Below are 16,419 nucleotides of genomic sequence, written 5' to 3'. Positions count from 1 at the left end.
GCAGGCCCCCTGGCCTGCTACGCCCCCGCCGGGGGTTCCTCGGTGAGGCGCACGGTGCTGAGGATCTTCTGCACGGTCGCCTCCGGGATCTCCTCCTTGACGCCCTTGGCGCCGTACAGGTTCCAGGTGACGAAGTCACCGGCGCCGTTCTTGAACCCGAAGGTGATCGCCTTGCCGTCGCTCTCGCACTTGCCCTTCTGGGGCGTGTTCACCGAATACGCCGAGGCGACGTGACCCTTGAGGCCCGACGCGGTGGTGTAGGCCTTCGGCTTCACCTGCTTGATGCTCTTCTTGTCGGGCTGGGTGTACCCGCCGAAGACCCACCACGGCACCCGGGTCTCGGCCGCCTCCTGCGTGTCCTTGGCGCCGTTCTCACCGCGGGTTCCGGCGGTGGCGAGGGCGGTGTCCTCCTCGCGGCCGTCCTTGTTGTCGTCGGTGGTGCACCACTTCGACTTCAGGTACGCCGGGGCGGTGACGGTGGTGCGGTCCCATTCACCGTCCTCCTTCTCCCACTCGAAGCCGACGCTGGTGCCGGGAGTCTCGATCTCCCAGTCGGCGGGGACGTCGAACTCGGTGCCGAAGCGCGTGTTGACGACGACCTGCCAGCCAGGAATGGTCGCCTTCTCCTCCTCGCCGCCGCGCGGGTTGCCGCCCGAGGCGGAGGCGCTCGGCTCCGTGGAGGTCTCCTTGGACGCGGTCGCGCTCGGCTTGGCGTCCTTCTTGCCGTCGGCCTCGTCGCCCTTGTCACCGCCGAGCACCAGGAACCCGGTGACACCCGCGGCCACGACCACGGCCGTCGCCGCCACGATCGCCACCAGCTTCGTCCGGTTACCGCCACCACCGCCCTGCGGCGGCTGAGGCATGCCCACCGTGGTCGGATCGCCCCACTGCTGCTGGTAGGGGTTCGGCTGCTGGTAGCCGGGCTGCTGATACGGATTCGGCTGCTGGTACCCCGGCTGCTGGTACGGATTGTTCGACTGCGGGTTCTGCTCGCCCCCGGGCGGCTGCTGTCCTGGCCACATGGACAGCAACACTAACCGCGCCCCGACACGATTGGGTCACTGCCCTTTGACAGGGACGTAGCAACCGGCGGCCGGGCCGTGGTGACCCTGCGCCCGTTCACCGCCTCCGCGATCCCCGGCGGTCCGGGCCGTCACCGCACCGGACGAGGGCCGCCCCCGAGGTCTCCGAGCCAATCGCCCTCTGCCGCGAGGTCGGCCCGCGCTGGTCGCCGGCACGCCCGCCGGCGCGAGCCGGCGCGAGGCACGCCGGGGATGCGCGGTGCTGAACCCGTGCGACGGCCGTCGCCCGGACACCGCGCCCCGACAGTTGGCCCCCGGCCCCGGCCCCGTTACGCGGTGCGGCGGTCGTCCCTCACAGGCCGGCGCCGTACGGGCCGTAGAGGTCCAGCAGCCGCACCCGCGCGGCGATCAGGCGGTGCGCCACCACGTCGCCGACCCACCGGGCGAGGTCCCGGCCCATCTCGGGATCCTCCTCGTACAGCGCGAGCACGGCCGCAGCGTCGAACTCGTAGGCCCGTACCGGTGTCGCCGCCTCGGCGCCCAGTTGCCACACGTGCGGGGAGAACAGCCAGGACCAGCCGACGAGTTCGTTGTGCCCGAGGCGCTCGATCACCGCCGCCCGCCGTCCGGGTACCCGCATGTCGAGTTCGACGGTGCCGGTGCGGATCACCCAGAAGCGGTCCGCGCGGCCACCCTCCTCGAACAGCCGGGCCCCTTGGGGGAAGGACACCTCATGGGCGGTCTGCATGAGCCGGGCCCGGTGCTCGGAGGGCAGGGCGCGCGGCATGCTGGGGGACGGGGGAGCGAACATGGCGGGCCTCCCGGAGGGGGTGCTTGCGGGCTGCGGTTGTCCCTCCAGCGTTGCCCCGCCCGCCGCTCCCTGCCATGGGCCGGACGGCCCATACTTCGGGGTGGCTCCCACCCCCGCCCCCTCGCCCGGCGTCCCGTGGCCGGTCCCCCGAGGTTTCTCCGCCGCCGTCGAAGCGGTCCGGTGAGGCGGGCGGGGACCTGTGGCCCTTCCGCCGGGGCCGCTTCCGGGTGAGAATCGTGGTGATCATTTCGACACCCAGGAGGTGCCGCACCATGACCCGCGCCATCACAGTCGGACTGGACGGTTCGCCGGAGAGCCGGGCCGCCGCCGAGTGGGCCGCCCGAGAAGCGGGACTGCGCGCTCTGCCGCTGCGGCTGCTCCATGTCCGCAGGCCCGGCCCCGTGCCGGAAGCAGTCCCGGCCGACAGTTGGATGAGCATGCCGCACGAGACCGCCGAAGGGTTGCGACTGCGCCACCCTGGTGTCGAGATCAGCCACGAGCAGATCGACGGCAAGCCGTACGAGGTGCTGATCAAGGCCGCCGAGGACGCCGAACTGCTGGTGCTCGGCTCCCGGGGGCTCGGCGCCCTCGGTGGGTTCCTGGTCGGCTCGGTCGGACTTGTCGTCGTGGCCGGGGCCGAACAGCCCGTCGTCCTGGTCCGGGCCGGCGAGCAGGCCGCCGACGAACACGAACCCGACCCCGCGGGGATTCCGTCCGCCGCCACGCGCTACCGGCCCGTGCTGCTCGGTCTGGACGCGGACCGGCCCCGTGAGCCGGTCATCGAGTTCGCCTTCGCCGAGGCGCGGCGGCGCGACACCGCTCTGCGCGTCGTGCACGGCTGGGCCCTGCCGCCGTACTACGTCTACGGCCTCGCGGCCGCTCCGGACGTTTATCACGACATCGCCCGGGAGCAGGCCGGGAATCTGACACAGGTCCTTGCCCCCTGGCGCGAGAAGTACCCCGAGGTGGAGGTCGTCGAGGAGTCCTTCGGCGGCAGCCCGTCCGTCCGCCTGGTGGAGGCTTCCGCGGAGTCCTCGCTGGTGGTCGTCGGCCGCCGCATCCGCCGCAACCCGCTCGGCGCGCACATCGGGGCCATCGCCCACGCGGTGATGCACCACGGCGCCGCGCCGGTCGCCGTCGTCGCCCACGACTGAGTGACAGCGCCGGGGGACACGGGTGGTCGTGGCCGGCGACGACACGCCCCGGCGACGGATCGCGCACGCGTGGCCTCCGGTGGCCGGATCCAGCCGGAGCGGACCGGAGGACCCGGTACCCCGGACGGTCCCCGCCGCCACACGAGCGGCGGGTTCCGCCGCGGCCGGGACCGGCCGGTGTCCGGCCGCGCCCGGCCGGTTCCGCACGCGATCCGTGGTGCCGCGGCGAAACCCGGCCGGCCGGGATGCGCGTCGTGGCCGGCCGGGAGGCGGGCGGTGCCCGAACCCTGCCGGTCCCCGTCGGGTGACGGACAGCGGCGGCGACCGGGCCGGGCCCGCTCCGGCAAGCACGACCGGATCCGGTCACCGCGGTCGGCGATACCGGCACCCCACCCGCCGGTCGGCGACACCGGTACCGCACCCGCCGGTCGGCGCACAGCAGTCGTTCGTGCCGGGGTACTCCAGCCCCACCCTCCGTCCGTCCCTGCGCCCGTGCCTCACCACCCGTCCCGGCGCACCGAGGGGGCCACATGCGCCATTCCGCCGTGCGAGAGGTATCGACGCCCGGAAAACTGGTACCCCGCCTCTGACGCCCGCCTCCCGGGGTGTGGCCCGTCGCCCTCCCCGCCGACACCGCCGGCCGCCCGGGCCGGCCTTTCACGGAGTCATCCATGCCTGAGGACCGCGACATCCGGACCGTACTGAGTGACGAGGAACTGCGCACCCTGGACGCCCACTGGCGGGCCGCCAACTACCTCTCGGCGGGCCAGATCTACCTCCTGGCGAACCCGCTGCTCACCGAGCCCCTGCGGCCCGAGCACATCAAGCCCAGGCTGCTCGGGCACTGGGGCACCTCACCCGGGCTGAACCTCGTGTACACCCACCTCAACCGGGTGATCGCGGCCCGCGGACTGGAGGCGCTGTGCGTCTGGGGGCCGGGCCACGGCGGCCCTTCCGTGCTGGCCAATTCCTGGCTGGAGGGAAGCTACAGCGAGACCTACCCGGATGTCGGCCGGGACGCGGCGGGTATGGCACGCCTGTTCCGGCAGTTCTCCTTCCCCGGTGGTGTGCCCAGCCATGTCGCCCCCGAGGTCCCCGGCTCCATCCACGAGGGCGGTGAGCTCGGCTACTCCCTGGCCCACGCCTACGGCGCCGCCCTCGACAACCCCGGCCTCCTGGTCGCCTGTGTGATCGGTGACGGCGAGGCGGAGACCGGGCCGCTGGCCGCGTCCTGGCACTCCGGCAAGTTCCTCGACCCGGTGCACGACGGAGCCGTCCTGCCGATCCTGCATCTCAACGGCTACAAGATCGCCAACCCGACCGTTCTGGCCCGCCTGCCCGAGCCCGAACTCGACGAGCTGCTGCGCGGCTACGGCCATGAGCCCCTCCACGTGAGCGGCAGCGAGCCCGCCGACGTCCACCGCGCGATGGCGCACGCCCTGGACACCGCCCTGGACCGCATCGCCGAGGCACAGCGCGCCGCCCGCGAGGACGGCGTGACCGAGCGTCCGCGCTGGCCTCTCATCGTGCTGCGTACCCCGAAGGGCTGGACCGGTCCCGCTGTGGTGGACGGGAAGCCGGTGGAGGGCACCTGGCGCGCCCACCAGGTTCCGCTCTCCGGCGTCCGCGAGAACCCCGAGCACCTGCGGCAGCTGGAGGCGTGGCTGAAGTCGTACCGGCCCGAGGAACTGTTCGACGGCGAGGGCCGGCCCGTCGCGGACGTCCTCGCCCCTCTCCCCGAGGGCACGCGGCGCCTCGGCTCCACCCCGCACGCCAACGGCGGACTGCTGGTGCGCGAACTGCCCATGCCGTCCCTCGACGAATTTGCCGTCCCCGTCGACAAGCCCGGCATGACCCTCCACGAGCCCACCCGGGTCCTCGGCGACCTCCTGGAACGGGTCATGCGGGACACCGCGGGCCGGCGGGACTTCCGGCTCGTGGGGCCCGACGAGACCGCCTCCAACCGGCTCCAGGCCGTCTACGGCGCCAGTGGCAAGGCCTGGCAGGCCGCCACCCTCGACGTCGACGAGCATCTCGACCGGCACGGCCGGGTGATGGAGATCCTCTCCGAACACGTCTGCCAGGGCTGGCTCGAGGGCTATCTGCTCACGGGCCGGCACGGACTGTTCTCCTGCTACGAGGCGTTCGTGCACATCGTCGACTCCATGGTCAACCAGCACATCAAGTGGCTGAAGACCTCTCGCGAGCTGCCCTGGCGTGCTCCGGTCGCCTCGCTCAACTACCTGCTCACCTCGCATGTGTGGCGCCAGGACCACAACGGCTTCTCCCACCAGGACCCCGGTTTCGTCGACCATGTGCTCAACAAGAGCCCCGAGGTCGTACGGGTCTATCTGCCGCCGGACGCCAACACCCTGCTGTCGGTCGCGGACCACGCCCTGCGCAGCCGTGACTACGTCAACGTGATCGTGGCGGGTAAACAGCCCTGCTACGACTGGCTGTCGATGGACGAGGCACGCGCCCACTGCGCACGGGGCGCCGGCGTCTGGGAATGGGCGGGCTCCGAGAACGGCGGCGAACCCGATGTCGTCCTGGCCTGCGCCGGTGACGTACCCACCCAGGAGGTGCTGGCCGCGGCGCAGTTGCTGCGCCGGCAGCTGCCGGAGCTCGCGGTCCGTGTGGTGAACGTCGTGGACATCGCCCGGCTGATGCCCCACGGGGAGCATCCGCACGGGATGACCGACTTCGAGTACGACGGCCTGTTCACCGCGGACAAGCCGGTGATCTTCGCCTATCACGGCTATCCCTGGCTGATCCACCGCCTGGCCTACCGCCGCAACGGCCACCAGCACCTGCATGTGCGCGGCTACAAGGAGTCCGGAACCACGACCACACCGTTCGACATGGTGGTGCGCAACGATCTCGACCGCTACCGGCTGGTGATGGACGTCATCGACCGTGTCCCCGGGCTCGCCGTGCGCGCCGCCGCCGTACGGCAGCGGATGGCCGACGCGCGCAGCAGGCACCACGCGTGGATCCGTGAGCACGGAACCGACCTGCCCGAGGTGGCGGAGTGGAGCTGGAACGCCTGAGCGGCGGGCACGGCACTGCGAACCGGCAGGGCCTTCCCGGTGCGCCGTCGTCCGGCGCACCGGGAACGAACACCGCACCGGCCGGCGCGATCCCGGCCCCGGCGGCCAGGGTTTCCCACCACCCGCGGCCCCCGCCGCCCTCAGGCCCCGTGCTCGTCCCGGTGAGCCTTCGCCAGTTCCGCGTACAGCGTGCCGTTGAGCGTGAGCCCCTGGCGCTCCTCCTCCGTCAGCTCCCGCCGGACCTTCGCCGGCACCCCGGCGACCAGCGACCCCGGCGGCACCTCCATCCCCTGCGGCACGAGCGCCTGAGCGGCCACCAGCGACCCCGCCCCGATCACGGCGCCGTTCAGCACCGTCGCTCCCATTCCGATCAGACAGTCGTCGCCCACCGTCGCCCCGTGCACCACGGCGTTGTGCCCGATCGACACCCGCTCACCCACGCTGACCGGGAACCCGGGATCGGCGTGCAACGTGCAGTTGTCCTGCACGTTGCTGCTCGCGCCGACGGAGATCCGCTCCACGTCACCGCGCAGCACCGCGCCGTACCAGACACTCGCCCCGGCGCGGAGGGTCACGTCCCCGATCACGGAAGCCGTGGGTGCCACGAAGGCGTCCGGATCCACCTGCGGCTCCTTGCCGCCGATGCCGGTGATCAGCGCGCGGTGCGTCATCGCCTTCTCCTCCACGAACGTCGTAGACACCACGCACCGTACGCCACCCGGTGGGGTGAAGATCACAGGGGCGCCGACCCGTCGGACCGGCACCCGCCGACTACGGTGAGCGGGTGCCGAAGCGCAAGAACACGTTCTCGTCCTGGCCGCGCCGCCTCGCTCAGCGCGCGGTCCACGCGGGCTGGGCCTGGGCGCAGCGCACGGGCTCGGTCACCGCCGAACACCCCGGCCGCTTCCGCTTCGCCGCCATGGGAACAGGTACCAGGCTCGCCTTTCCGCTCGGCACGGTGTTCGGCGAACCCTGGATCCGGATCGGCGCGCACTGCATCGTCGGTGAGCAGGTCACCCTCACCGCCGGTCTGATGCCCGGCCTCGACCTCGGTCCCGAGCCGATCCTGCGCATCGGTGACGGGGTCGTCCTGGGCCGCGGCAGCCATGTCATCGCGGACACGACCGTCACCATCGGCAGTGACTGCTACTTCGGGCCCTATGTGTACGTCACCTCCACCAACCACTCCTACGACGACCCGCACGAGCCCATCGGCAAGCAGTGGCCCCGGATGGAGCCGGTGGAGATCGGCCCCGGCTGCTGGATCGGCACCGGCGCGGTGATCCTGCCGGGCGCGCGGGTCGGGCGGAACGTGGTGGTGGCCGCGGGCGCGGTCGTCCGGGGCACGGTGCCCGACCATGCCGTGGTCGCGGGCGCCCCGGCCCGGGTCGTACGCCGCTGGACCCCCGCCGACGGCTGGCAGCCGCCCCTGCGCACCCCGCCGCCCGTGCCGATTCCGGAGAACGTCACCCCGGAGCAGTTGCGGGCGCTGTCGCTGCTGGACGAGGAGAGCGTGACCCGGCTCGCGGAACTGGACCAGGCCGGCCCGGCGCGGCTCGCGGAACTGGAGCCCGGAAGCTGAGCCTGCCCGGGCCCCGGCAGGCCGGTACCAGGGCGAAGAGTGCCGGCACGCCGAGCCGCGCAGTACAGTGCGATGGACGACCGGGTGCATTACACCGTAGTCGAGTCAAGTCAACGGAACTCTGTCATTCGACATGGTGAACCGAAGGACGGGATGTGTCGGACCTCGAGCTGCTGACCCGGTCGCTGGCGCGCAACGTCAGGCGCTGGCGCACCGAGCGCGGCTTCACGCTCGACACGCTCGCCGCGCGGGCGGGGGTCAGCCGCGGCATGCTCATCCAGATCGAGCAGGCCCGCACCAACCCGAGCCTCGGGACCGTCGTCAAGATCGGTGACGCGCTCGGCGTCAGCATCCCCACCCTGCTCGACTACGAGCAGGGCCCCACGGTCCGTATCGTCCCGGCGGAGCAGGCCGTACGGCTGTGGCACACCGAAGGCGGCAGCTTCAGCCGGCTGCTCGCCGGCGCGGAGGCCCCGGGACCGCTGGAGATGTGGGACTGGCGGCTGATGCCGGGCGAGAGCAGCGACTCCGATCCGCACCCCGCCGGCACGGTCGAACTCGTCCACGTCACCTCGGGTGAGCTGACCCTCACCGTCGACGGGGCCGAGCACCGGGTGCCGGCCGGTGCCAGCGCCTCCTTCGAGGCGAGCACGCCGCACACCTACGGCAACCAGGGCGCCGCGCCGATGGAGATGATCATGACCGTGTCGGTGCCGCCCGTGCGCTGAGACGCCCCCGCCCTGTCCGTGGGGCGGTTGTTACGGTGCGGCCATGCGCGCACCCATCGGAGACTTCGACCACGCCACCCCGGCCACCGAGTGCCTCGACGAGCTCACAGGACCGGTCGCCGCAGCGGTCCGCGCCTGGAGCGGCGGCGTACCCGCCGACCGGATCCTCTACGTCGACACGGACCCGCGCTGGGCCGACACCGCCGTCTTCGTCGAGCACTACGGCCGGGACCTGCTGGAACGATCGGCGAACTGCGTGGTGGTGGCGGGCAGACGCGGCGGCGGGACCACGCTCGCCGCGTGTGTCGTGCTGTCCACCACCCGGCTCGACGTCAACGGCGTCGTACGCCGTCACCTCGGCGCTCGCAAGGCATCCTTCGCCCCGATGGACACGGCGACGGGGGAGACCGGCATGGAGTACGGCGGCATCACCCCCGTCGGACTTCCCGACGGGTGGCCGGTGCTGGTCGACGCGGCCGTCCTGGATCTGCCGTACGTACTGGTCGGCAGTGGGCGGCGGCGCGGCAAGTTGCTGGTGCCGGGCAAGGCGTTCGCGCAGCTGCCGGGAGCGGTCGTACTGGAAGGGCTCGGGACCGCCTGAGGGGTCGTACGGCAAGAGTCCGGGGCGGCCCGCGGCGTCAGCTCACCGCGTGGTGGGCCAGCGGCAGATGCGGATCCGCCGCTCCCGGCAGAGGCTCCGGGTCGGCGTGGATCAGGGCCGCGGTCAGCCGGGGGACGGCGTGCAGCAACGCGTGCTCGGCGTCGACCGCGATGCGATGCGCCTCGCGCACCGTGGTCTCGCCGTCCACCACGACCGCCACCTCGGCGCGCAGCCGGTGACCGATCCAGCGCAGCCGCAGCTCACCCACCCCGCGAACCCCCGGAACCCGCGTCAGTGCCCGCTCGGCCCGGTCCACCAGCACCGGGTCCACGGCGTCCATCACCCGCCGCAGCACCTCCCGCGCGGCGTCCCGCAGCACCAGCGCGATCGCCGCCGTGATCGCCAGTCCCACCACGGGGTCTGCGTAACGCCACCCCAGCGCCGCGCCACCGGCACTCAGCAGCACGGCAAGCGAGGTGAACCCGTCCGTCCGGGCGTGCAGCCCGTCGGCCACGAGGGCGGCCGAGCCGATGGCGCGTCCGACGCGGATGCGGTAGCGGGCCACCCACTCGTTGCCCGCGAACCCGACCAGCGCCGCGGCCGCGACCGCGGGGAGGTGTTCGACGGGGCGCGGGTCCAGCAGCCGGCCGAACGCGGTCCAGCCGGCGAAGGCCGCGGACGCGGCGATCGTCAGCACGATCACGATGCCGGCCAGATCCTCCGCCCGCCCGTAGCCGTAGGTGAAACGACGGGTGGCCGCGCGTCGCCCCAGCAGGAAGGCTATCCCCAGCGGCACCGCGGTGAGCGCGTCGGCGGCGTTGTGCACCGTATCGCCGAGCAGTGCCACCGAGCCGGAGACGATCACCACGGCCGCCTGCGCCAGCGCCGTCGCGCCGAGCACCGCCAGCGAGATCCACAGCGCGCGCATGCCCCGGGCGGAGGACTCCAGGGCGGAGTCGAGCTTGTCCGCGCTCTCGTGGGAGTGCGGGGTGAGGAGATGCGCGAGGCGATGGTGCGGAGAAGTCCGGTGGCGCGGGTGACCGTGGTGCGGGTGACCGTGGAGATGAGGGTGGTCGTGCTGGTGCGGATCGTCGTGGTGGTGCCGGTCGCTCACGAGCGTCCCCTTCCGGTGCGGGCGGTGGACGGGAGGGCGCCCACCGAGCCATTATGTGCATATGAGCGCACGCATGCACCTGTCACCTGCGCACGATGCGCATCCGCACCCTCCGGGCGAGGAGCAGTTCGCGCTCGCGGCGGAGCTTCTCGCGCTGCTGGGCGACCGCACCCGGCTGACCCTGCTGCACGCCCTGAGCGGTGGTGAGGCCGATGTCACCACGCTCACCGACGCCTGCGGGGCGGCACGGCCGGCGGTCAGCCAGCACCTGGCGAGGCTCCGTCTGGCCGGGCTGGTGGACACCCGCAAGGAAGGTCGCCGGGTGGTCTACTCCCTGCGCGACGGCCATCTGCGGAGACTGGTGGACGAGGCGCTGAACGTGGCCGACCACCGGATCGGCGCCCGGCCCCCGCACGACTGACGGGTCCCCGCCTCAGTACCGCGCGGCCGTGCCCAGGTACTGCTCCGCGAACGACGCGGCGGCGGTGGGGGAGGAGAACAGGCGGCGCAGCCGGGCGAGCGTGGTGCCCGCGCGGAACGGGTCTCCCGCCGCGCTGCCGTGGTACAGCTCGGCGAGCCACTGCGAGAACTCCTGGTAGTCCCACACGCGCCGCAGACAGCCCTCGGAGTAGCCGGCCAGCGCGCTGTCGTCGCCCTCGGTGAGCCGCGCGACCAGGGAGTCGCCGAGCAGGAACGCGTCGTGCAGGGCGAGGTTCAGCCCCTTGGCGGCGATCGGCGCGACCAGGTGTGCCGCGTCCCCGGCCAGGAACAGCCGCCCGAACGCCATCGGTTCGGTGACATAGTCGTGCATGTCCAGGACGCGCTTCTCGATCAGCCGCCCCTCGACCGGTGGGGGCGCCCCCGCCGCGCCGAGCCGGCGCCGCAGTGCCGTCCAGACCCGCTCGTGCGACCAGTTCGCCGGGTCGTCACCGGGCGGGCACTGGAGGTAATAGCGGGTCACCTCGGGGCTGCGGGGCATCTGACCGGCGAAGCCGTCCGGATGGCAGCCGAACAGGACGCAGTCGGCGGACGGTGCCGCCTCGGCGAGCAGGGCCAGCCAGCCGATCCCGTAGTCGTGCCGCGCGACGCGGGCCCGACCCGGCACGACGGAGGCTCTGGTCACCCCGCGGGCCCCGTCGCAGCCCGCGACGAACTCACAGGCCACGACCTCCCGTCGGCCGCTCTCGGGGCAGATGTACGACACCGACGGACGGTCGCCGTCCAGATGGTGCAGGCGCACGTCCCGCACGCCGAACCGTATCCGTCCGCCCCGCACGTCCGCGTACTCGTGCACCAGATCCGTCACCAGCAACGGCTGGGGATACACCCAGTGATGGCTTCCCGTCAGCTCCTGGTACGAGAACCGGTACCGCTCCCCGGCGAAACGGAACTCGCACGCGGTGTGCAGCTCGGCCCGTTCCAGCAGGTTCCCCGCGAGCCCCCGCCGCTCCAGACCGCGGACCGCCCACTCCTCGATCACCCCGGCCCGGGGCCGCCGTTCGATGAACTCCCGGGACTCGGTCTCCAGAACCAGACAGTCCAGGCCGGCCGCCCGCAGGATGGCACCGACGGTGAGCCCGGCGGGTCCGGCCCCCACGACCACGACCGGTAAGCGTTGCGGGGCAAGGGAATGGGCGTTCGGGGAACTCTGCGTCATCGCGCCATTATGGCGGCGTGACGCTAACGGACCAGGCCCGGACCGAGCCGGGGTATCTCGATCGCGGGGCAGCGGTCCATCACCATCTCCAGGCCGGCCGCGCGGGTCCGCTCGTAGGCTGCCTCGTCGATGACGTCGAGCTGGAACCACACCGCCCCGGCGCCCTTGGCCACCGCCTCGTCCGCGACGGCACCCGCCAGATCGCTGTTGACAAACACATCCACCACGTCCACCTCGAAGGGGATGTCCGCGAGGGAGGCGTAGCCCTGCTCGCCGTGCACGGTCTCCGCCTTCGGATGCACCGGCACCACCCGCTTGCCGAACCGCTGGAGCACCTGGGCGACGCCGTACGCCGCACGCTGCCGGTTCGACGACAGGCCCACCACGGCCCAGGTGTCACCGAGCCCGGTGAGGATCTTGCGGACCGTCGCTTCGTCGCCGTACACCGTCGGCCTCCCGGGAGTCGTGAGCCGTAAGTCGTGAGGGGTGAGCTTGGGTGGTGGTTCGTGGTTCGTGGTTCGTAGGTCGTGGGTCGTGCAAGAGCCACCCCCGGGACAACGAAGGGGAACACGCGGTGATTCCCGGTGCCGCCCGCGGCTCCGGGGGCGGCGGACTGTACCGGCAGCCGGACCACCCGGCGCGGGGATTCGAGTACGCCGCACCGAAAAGCGTCCCGGATACCTGCGTACGCCCGCTCGCGCGCCTACGCTCACCTCGTGCTGCGCATCACCGACGCCCGAACCGGCCAGCTTGTGGACGCCGCCCCCACCCGGCGGGGCCTGACCCGTGTGGAGGCCCACACCGACGGGCTCGACCCGACGAACCTGCGCGTGCTGCTCGTCGCCGACCTGCTCGTCCGCGCCCTGGAACTCGGCGGCACGCCCGTGTGGGCGCTGCTCACGGGGGAGCGGCAGCAGGCGGAGCTCCGCGCGGCCGGCGCGGCCCTGGGGGTCCGTCCCTTCGAGGAAGGCCGGAGCTCCGGCACCGGCCTGGGCGAGGCTCAGGTGCTGCATGTGGTGAGCGAGGGCGGCGAGACCCCCGACGGGATGCGTGTCGGCGTGGCGCCGGTGCGCCGGGAAGCATCCGACCCACTGGACGGCACCGACCCCGCCGTCCTGCGCCTCGCCCTGCTCGCGCATCCCAGGAACGAGACCATGACGGTCGGCCCGGCCACCCTCGGCGACGCCGGCGACACCCTCGGCCGCTGGCGCCGCGCGGTCGCGGCCTGGGCGCACCGGCCCTCCCGGCCCGTCCCCGACCCGGTGCGCGCGGACCTGCGCGGCGCGTGGGAGGACGATCTGGACACGGTCCGGGTGCTGAGCGTCCTCCACGCGGTGGAGAAGGACCCGGACCTGGCGGACGGCGCCCGCTTCGAGACCTACGCCTACGCCGACCGTCTGCTCGGCCTGGACCTCACCCGCGACCTGGGAACCCTGGCATGATCGAACGCCCCGGCGCGGGACCGCTGCGCCGCCTGGTCGTCCTGCGTCACGCCAAGTCCGCCCGGCCGGAGGGCGTCCCCGACCACGAACGCCCCCTCGCCGCACGCGGCCGCGCGGATGCGGCCGCCGCCGGACACGCGCTCGCCGAGGCGGACTGCCTGCCCGGCCTCGCGCTGTGCTCCACCGCCGTACGCGCCCGCGCGACCTGGGAACTGGCCGCCGCGCAGTGGGGCACACCCCCACCGGTCCGCCACGACCCGCGCCTGTACCACGGTGACGTCCCCGGACTGCTGGCCGTGATCCACGACGTACCGGCCGAGGTGGAGACCCTGCTGCTGGTCGGCCACAACCCGGGCCTTGAAGACCTCGTCCTGACCCTGGCCGGCGACGGCCTGGACGACACGCTGGAGCGCGTCCGCGCCAAGTTCCCCACGTCCGCGATCGCCGTCCTGTCCTGGCGCGGCGCCGCGTGGCGGGACCTCACCGCCCGTACCGCCCTGCTGACCTCGCTGACCGTCCCCCGGGGCGGGAAGCGGTAGCCGCGACGGCACCCCCGCGCGGCGGCGCATTAGGCTGGCCGGATGCAGGACGAGTACCGCACCGTCGCCCGCGCGGGTGTGCACGAGACCGAGATCAACCGCTCCCGTTTCCTGTGCGCCCTCGCCCCGGCGGCCACCGAGCGCGAGGCGCAGGACTTCATCGCCGCCGTCCGCAAGGAGCACGCCGACGCCACCCACAACTGCTTCGCCTACGTCATCGGCGCCGACGCCTCCACCCAGAAGGCGAGTGACGACGGCGAGCCCGGCGGCACCGCCGGTGTCCCCATGCTCCAGATGCTGCTGCGCCGCGACATGAGGTATGTCGTCGCCGTCGTCACCCGCTACTACGGCGGTGTCAAGCTCGGCGCGGGCGGTCTCATCCGCGCGTACGGCGGCGCCGTCGGCGAGGCCCTCGACACGCTCGGCACGATCACCCGGCGCCGCTTCCGGCTGGCCACGGTGACCGTCGACCACCAACGGGCCGGGAAGGTCCAGAACGACCTGCGCGCCACCGGACGCGAGGTGCGCGACGTGCGGTACGACGAGGAGGTCACGATCGCGATCGGCCTCCCGGACGCCGACGTGCCCGCCTTCCGCGCCTGGCTCGCCGACGCGACCGCGGGGACTGCCGGATTCGAGCTGGGCGGGGAGGCGTACGGGGACGCGTGACCCGCACGCATCTCGCTGCTTTCGCCGCATAACGGGCACAAGTGGACAGGGTCGTGACGGAGTGATACGGGAGTGACCGCCCGTGCTGTCGGACCCGGCGTTACACTGCGGGAATCATGGGGCTGCTGCACACATTTTCACGGTGCCGCCTGTCATGGGTTTCGCTGATTTAGCAAAGGTGCAGGTCAGGCGGGTGTCGCATCCTCAATGAAGGGCTCGTCGGTGGTGCCGGTCCTGGTTCGGTGCTGACTTGTGGGCACCGCTTGTCATCCCAGGTGACCTCTTGCGTGCTGGGTGCGTGCTGGGTCCTATGGAGGCTACCGAACCCGGAACGGTTCGCCAGTACTGCTCCGGTCGCGCCCTCCCGACATCGTCGAACCGCCGTGACCTGCACTGAGGAGATCACCGCGACTTTCCGATCGCCCTGGCCCAGTACGGTGTCAGGTTCCCTGTTCCACCCAGACGATCTCGTCGTAGCGGTCCACTGTCGTGTCGGTCTGGTGGATCAGCCAGAAGAACTCGAAGCAGTTGTCGTTGTGTATGTTGCCGAAGAGTTTCCAGACGGAGACCTTCCGGAGCACCTCGTCGTCGAAACTCCAGTCCCAGTCGTCCCCGAGATCGACCAGGTCCAACTCCGGAGGATCCTGGGGGGTCCTGAGCAACGAGCCGCCGAGTTGCAGGGAGCTGTCGGAGGGCGCGTAGTCGTTGCCCAGCAACTCCATCGGCCCGACGCACCGCCGGTACTCCGCCATCGCCTCTTCGAGGGCCGGGTGCATTTCCTTGGGATGCAGGTCCTCGGAGTGCGCCCACCACTCGGGATGGGTCCACGCGGCGTAGCCGTGGAGGTCTCCGTCGTACTCCAACTCCCATTCCGGCAGTAGGCGATCGGCGGGCTCCGGAGACCACCGCGGCGAACACCCGGTGGCCATCAACAAGGATCCGGTGTCGGGTAGTCCGAGCCCGAGGTCCAGGTGCTGATGCGGCAGAGCGGCACATTCGAGGACGATCTTCGTATCGTACTCCCCCTTCCAGCGCCCGACCCTCTTGCCCACCTTGTCCTTGTTGATGACCACGCACGGCCGGAGACACCGCAGAATCTCCTCGACGGCGCCCGGTGAGACCCCGTTGGCACGCGCCAGTTCCATGAATTCCCGGTTGCTCAGCATGCGGCACATCCTGGCACGCCCCACTGACAACCGAGCGCACAACTCTTCCCATGACAGGGCCCCTTGAAGTGTTCGGCATGCGAAGCCCCGGTGTGCCGTCCCTCATGCCGAAGTCCGCCTCCACCGAGACGACCACACCGAACCGGCCGCGGGCGAGCGCACCCCGCGCCTCGACAGGTGCCGTGACGGCCGCTTCCCGCAGTGGCCGGCGACCGCGGAGCGGGTACTCGTCGCCCCGGCCGGGGCGACGGATCGAGGTCGCACATACGGGGCACGGTCTTCTCTGACCCTCGACAGGGTCGACAGCACCGGATGAAGTCCGGGGTGTCGCAGTCGGGCGGCGGCAGCCAGGGGAGTCCGGCATCGGGCGGCGGGTCCGTCTGCTTGACCTCGGCATCCCCCCGGGGCTCCACAGGGGACGACCGGTCGGGCACGTCGGCCCGGCCCCACCGGGCGGACGTCGTCATCACCGCGGCGCGCGGTCGAGCGGGAGGCGGATGGGAAATCGATCGTGATGTCGCCGCTACGGCGCTCAGGGAGCCGTCCGGCCGAGGACCGTGACGCTCGCTCGACGCTCCGAGGTCTCGCGTTCGGCCCGCCATGACGGGAAGGGCGGTTTGGCCTGCTATTGATCCGAAACGGTTTGGGTCTGGGTCGTTGGTGGGGTGTGAGCGATCTGGTGGGGGATGCGAGGCATCTGTCGCCGTCGGCGCAGGAGGCCCTGCGGCTGCGGGCGGTGGCCGCGTTGGTGGCGGGGCGGGACCGTGAGGACGTGGCGGCGGTGTTCGGGGCAACGTCGCTTCCTAAGCGGCTTTTTGTAGCTCGGTGTTGATCTCCTTCTCGGGGTCGAGGCGGTGGATGTGGATGTCGTGGGTGACGCGGCT

Annotated in this window: 16 protein-coding genes; 9 read left to right on the top strand and 7 right to left on the bottom strand. The window is 72.1% G+C overall.

Features of this window, described 5'->3' with window-relative positions; all coding sequences use genetic code 11:
* Window positions 1-17: 17 nt before the first annotated feature.
* Together ACIF9R_RS30975 and ACIF9R_RS30970 are read right to left on the bottom strand one after the other, a co-directional pair.
* Complete coding sequence (locus ACIF9R_RS30975) at window positions 18-1,022, bottom strand: hypothetical protein (RefSeq protein ID WP_399985717.1); 1,005 nt, start codon at window positions 1,020-1,022, stop codon at window positions 18-20.
* Between the two features lie 352 nt (window positions 1,023-1,374).
* Window positions 1,375-1,833 carry a Crp/Fnr family transcriptional regulator gene (locus tag ACIF9R_RS30970; protein WP_399985716.1) on the bottom strand — a complete coding sequence of 153 codons (459 nt, stop codon included), beginning with the start codon at window positions 1,831-1,833 and terminating at the stop codon, window positions 1,375-1,377.
* Between the two features lie 272 nt (window positions 1,834-2,105).
* Here ACIF9R_RS30970 and ACIF9R_RS30965 point away from each other — a divergent pair, with 272 nt between their 5' ends.
* Together ACIF9R_RS30965 and ACIF9R_RS30960 are read left to right on the top strand one after the other, a co-directional pair.
* On the top strand, window positions 2,106-2,987 hold the full coding sequence (locus ACIF9R_RS30965; protein ID WP_399985715.1) for a universal stress protein: 882 nt from the start codon (window positions 2,106-2,108) through the stop codon (window positions 2,985-2,987).
* Between the two features lie 671 nt (window positions 2,988-3,658).
* Window positions 3,659-6,037: a phosphoketolase gene (locus ACIF9R_RS30960; protein ID WP_399985714.1), complete on the top strand. Its 2,379-nt coding sequence runs from the start codon at window positions 3,659-3,661 to the stop codon at window positions 6,035-6,037.
* Window positions 6,038-6,177: 140 nt separating this feature from the next.
* Here the strand turns inward: ACIF9R_RS30960 and ACIF9R_RS30955 are convergent, their stop codons facing one another.
* Window positions 6,178-6,708, bottom strand: coding sequence for a gamma carbonic anhydrase family protein (locus ACIF9R_RS30955; protein ID WP_399985783.1), 531 nt, complete (start codon window positions 6,706-6,708; stop codon window positions 6,178-6,180).
* A 113-nt stretch (window positions 6,709-6,821) separates the two neighbouring features.
* Here ACIF9R_RS30955 and ACIF9R_RS30950 point away from each other — a divergent pair, with 113 nt between their 5' ends.
* The 3 genes from ACIF9R_RS30950 (at window position 6,822) to ACIF9R_RS30940 (ending at window position 8,948) form a co-directional block, all read left to right on the top strand.
* Window positions 6,822-7,619 (top strand): acyltransferase, encoded by a 798-nt coding sequence (locus tag ACIF9R_RS30950; protein ID WP_399985713.1) that lies wholly within the window; start codon window positions 6,822-6,824, stop codon window positions 7,617-7,619.
* 155 nt (window positions 7,620-7,774) lie between these two features.
* On the top strand, window positions 7,775-8,347 hold the full coding sequence (locus tag ACIF9R_RS30945) for a helix-turn-helix domain-containing protein (RefSeq protein ID WP_399985712.1): 573 nt from the start codon (window positions 7,775-7,777) through the stop codon (window positions 8,345-8,347).
* Window positions 8,348-8,390: 43 nt separating this feature from the next.
* Window positions 8,391-8,948, top strand: a complete 558-nt coding sequence (locus ACIF9R_RS30940; RefSeq protein ID WP_399985711.1) for a YbaK/EbsC family protein — start codon at window positions 8,391-8,393, stop codon at window positions 8,946-8,948.
* A gap of 37 nt (window positions 8,949-8,985) precedes the next feature.
* Here the strand turns inward: ACIF9R_RS30940 and ACIF9R_RS30935 are convergent, their stop codons facing one another.
* Window positions 8,986-10,062 (bottom strand): cation diffusion facilitator family transporter, encoded by a 1,077-nt coding sequence (locus ACIF9R_RS30935; protein WP_399985710.1) that lies wholly within the window; start codon window positions 10,060-10,062, stop codon window positions 8,986-8,988.
* A 61-nt stretch (window positions 10,063-10,123) separates the two neighbouring features.
* Between ACIF9R_RS30935 and ACIF9R_RS30930 the strand changes: the two genes are divergently transcribed.
* On the top strand, window positions 10,124-10,483 hold the full coding sequence (locus ACIF9R_RS30930; RefSeq protein ID WP_399985709.1) for an ArsR/SmtB family transcription factor: 360 nt from the start codon (window positions 10,124-10,126) through the stop codon (window positions 10,481-10,483).
* A gap of 12 nt (window positions 10,484-10,495) precedes the next feature.
* Here ACIF9R_RS30930 and ACIF9R_RS30925 read toward each other — a convergent pair whose 3' ends face one another.
* Together ACIF9R_RS30925 and ACIF9R_RS30920 are read right to left on the bottom strand one after the other, a co-directional pair.
* Window positions 10,496-11,719: a 4-hydroxybenzoate 3-monooxygenase gene (locus tag ACIF9R_RS30925; RefSeq protein ID WP_399985708.1), complete on the bottom strand. Its 1,224-nt coding sequence runs from the start codon at window positions 11,717-11,719 to the stop codon at window positions 10,496-10,498.
* A 23-nt stretch (window positions 11,720-11,742) separates the two neighbouring features.
* Window positions 11,743-12,165, bottom strand: a complete 423-nt coding sequence (locus tag ACIF9R_RS30920) for a CoA-binding protein (protein WP_399985707.1) — start codon at window positions 12,163-12,165, stop codon at window positions 11,743-11,745.
* Window positions 12,166-12,435: 270 nt separating this feature from the next.
* Between ACIF9R_RS30920 and ACIF9R_RS30915 the strand changes: the two genes are divergently transcribed.
* From ACIF9R_RS30915 to ACIF9R_RS30905, 3 genes are read left to right on the top strand one after another with little or no spacing between them, the layout of a single operon-like run.
* Complete coding sequence (locus ACIF9R_RS30915) at window positions 12,436-13,161, top strand: hypothetical protein (protein ID WP_399985706.1); 726 nt, start codon at window positions 12,436-12,438, stop codon at window positions 13,159-13,161.
* Window positions 13,158-13,700, top strand: a complete 543-nt coding sequence (locus ACIF9R_RS30910; protein ID WP_399985705.1) for a SixA phosphatase family protein — start codon at window positions 13,158-13,160, stop codon at window positions 13,698-13,700. Before ACIF9R_RS30915 ends, ACIF9R_RS30910 begins: the two co-directional genes overlap by 4 nt.
* Before the next feature lie 42 nt (window positions 13,701-13,742).
* Window positions 13,743-14,369: a YigZ family protein gene (locus ACIF9R_RS30905; protein WP_399985704.1), complete on the top strand. Its 627-nt coding sequence runs from the start codon at window positions 13,743-13,745 to the stop codon at window positions 14,367-14,369.
* Window positions 14,370-14,809: 440 nt separating this feature from the next.
* On the opposite strand, the gene ACIF9R_RS30900 is transcribed toward ACIF9R_RS30905, so the two are convergent.
* Window positions 14,810-15,535: a hypothetical protein gene (locus ACIF9R_RS30900; protein WP_399985703.1), complete on the bottom strand. Its 726-nt coding sequence runs from the start codon at window positions 15,533-15,535 to the stop codon at window positions 14,810-14,812.
* Window positions 15,536-16,419: the final 884 nt, after the last annotated feature.

The sequence above is a fragment of the Streptomyces sp. NPDC086080 genome (assembly GCF_044540255.1).
In the GTDB taxonomy this organism is placed as follows: domain Bacteria; phylum Actinomycetota; class Actinomycetes; order Streptomycetales; family Streptomycetaceae; genus Streptomyces.
This window is presented reverse-complemented; position numbering and strand designations above follow the sequence as displayed.

Excerpts from the sequence above, each read along its gene's own strand:
- ACIF9R_RS30975 (WP_399985717.1), bottom strand. The coding sequence starts at position 1,022 with ATGTGGCCAGGACAGCAGCCGCCCGGGGGCGAGCAGAACCCGCAGTCG.
- ACIF9R_RS30970 (WP_399985716.1), bottom strand. The coding sequence starts at position 1,833 with ATGTTCGCTCCCCCGTCCCCCAGCATGCCGCGCGCCCTGCCCTCCGAG.
- ACIF9R_RS30965 (WP_399985715.1), top strand. The coding sequence starts at position 2,106 with ATGACCCGCGCCATCACAGTCGGACTGGACGGTTCGCCGGAGAGCCGG.
- ACIF9R_RS30960 (WP_399985714.1), top strand. The coding sequence starts at position 3,659 with ATGCCTGAGGACCGCGACATCCGGACCGTACTGAGTGACGAGGAACTG.
- ACIF9R_RS30955 (WP_399985783.1), bottom strand. The coding sequence starts at position 6,708 with ATGACGCACCGCGCGCTGATCACCGGCATCGGCGGCAAGGAGCCGCAG.
- ACIF9R_RS30940 (WP_399985711.1), top strand. The coding sequence starts at position 8,391 with ATGCGCGCACCCATCGGAGACTTCGACCACGCCACCCCGGCCACCGAG.
- ACIF9R_RS30930 (WP_399985709.1), top strand. The coding sequence starts at position 10,124 with ATGAGCGCACGCATGCACCTGTCACCTGCGCACGATGCGCATCCGCAC.
- ACIF9R_RS30925 (WP_399985708.1), bottom strand. The coding sequence starts at position 11,719 with ATGACGCAGAGTTCCCCGAACGCCCATTCCCTTGCCCCGCAACGCTTA.
- ACIF9R_RS30910 (WP_399985705.1), top strand. The coding sequence starts at position 13,158 with ATGATCGAACGCCCCGGCGCGGGACCGCTGCGCCGCCTGGTCGTCCTG.
- ACIF9R_RS30905 (WP_399985704.1), top strand. The coding sequence starts at position 13,743 with ATGCAGGACGAGTACCGCACCGTCGCCCGCGCGGGTGTGCACGAGACC.
- ACIF9R_RS30900 (WP_399985703.1), bottom strand. The coding sequence starts at position 15,535 with ATGCTGAGCAACCGGGAATTCATGGAACTGGCGCGTGCCAACGGGGTC.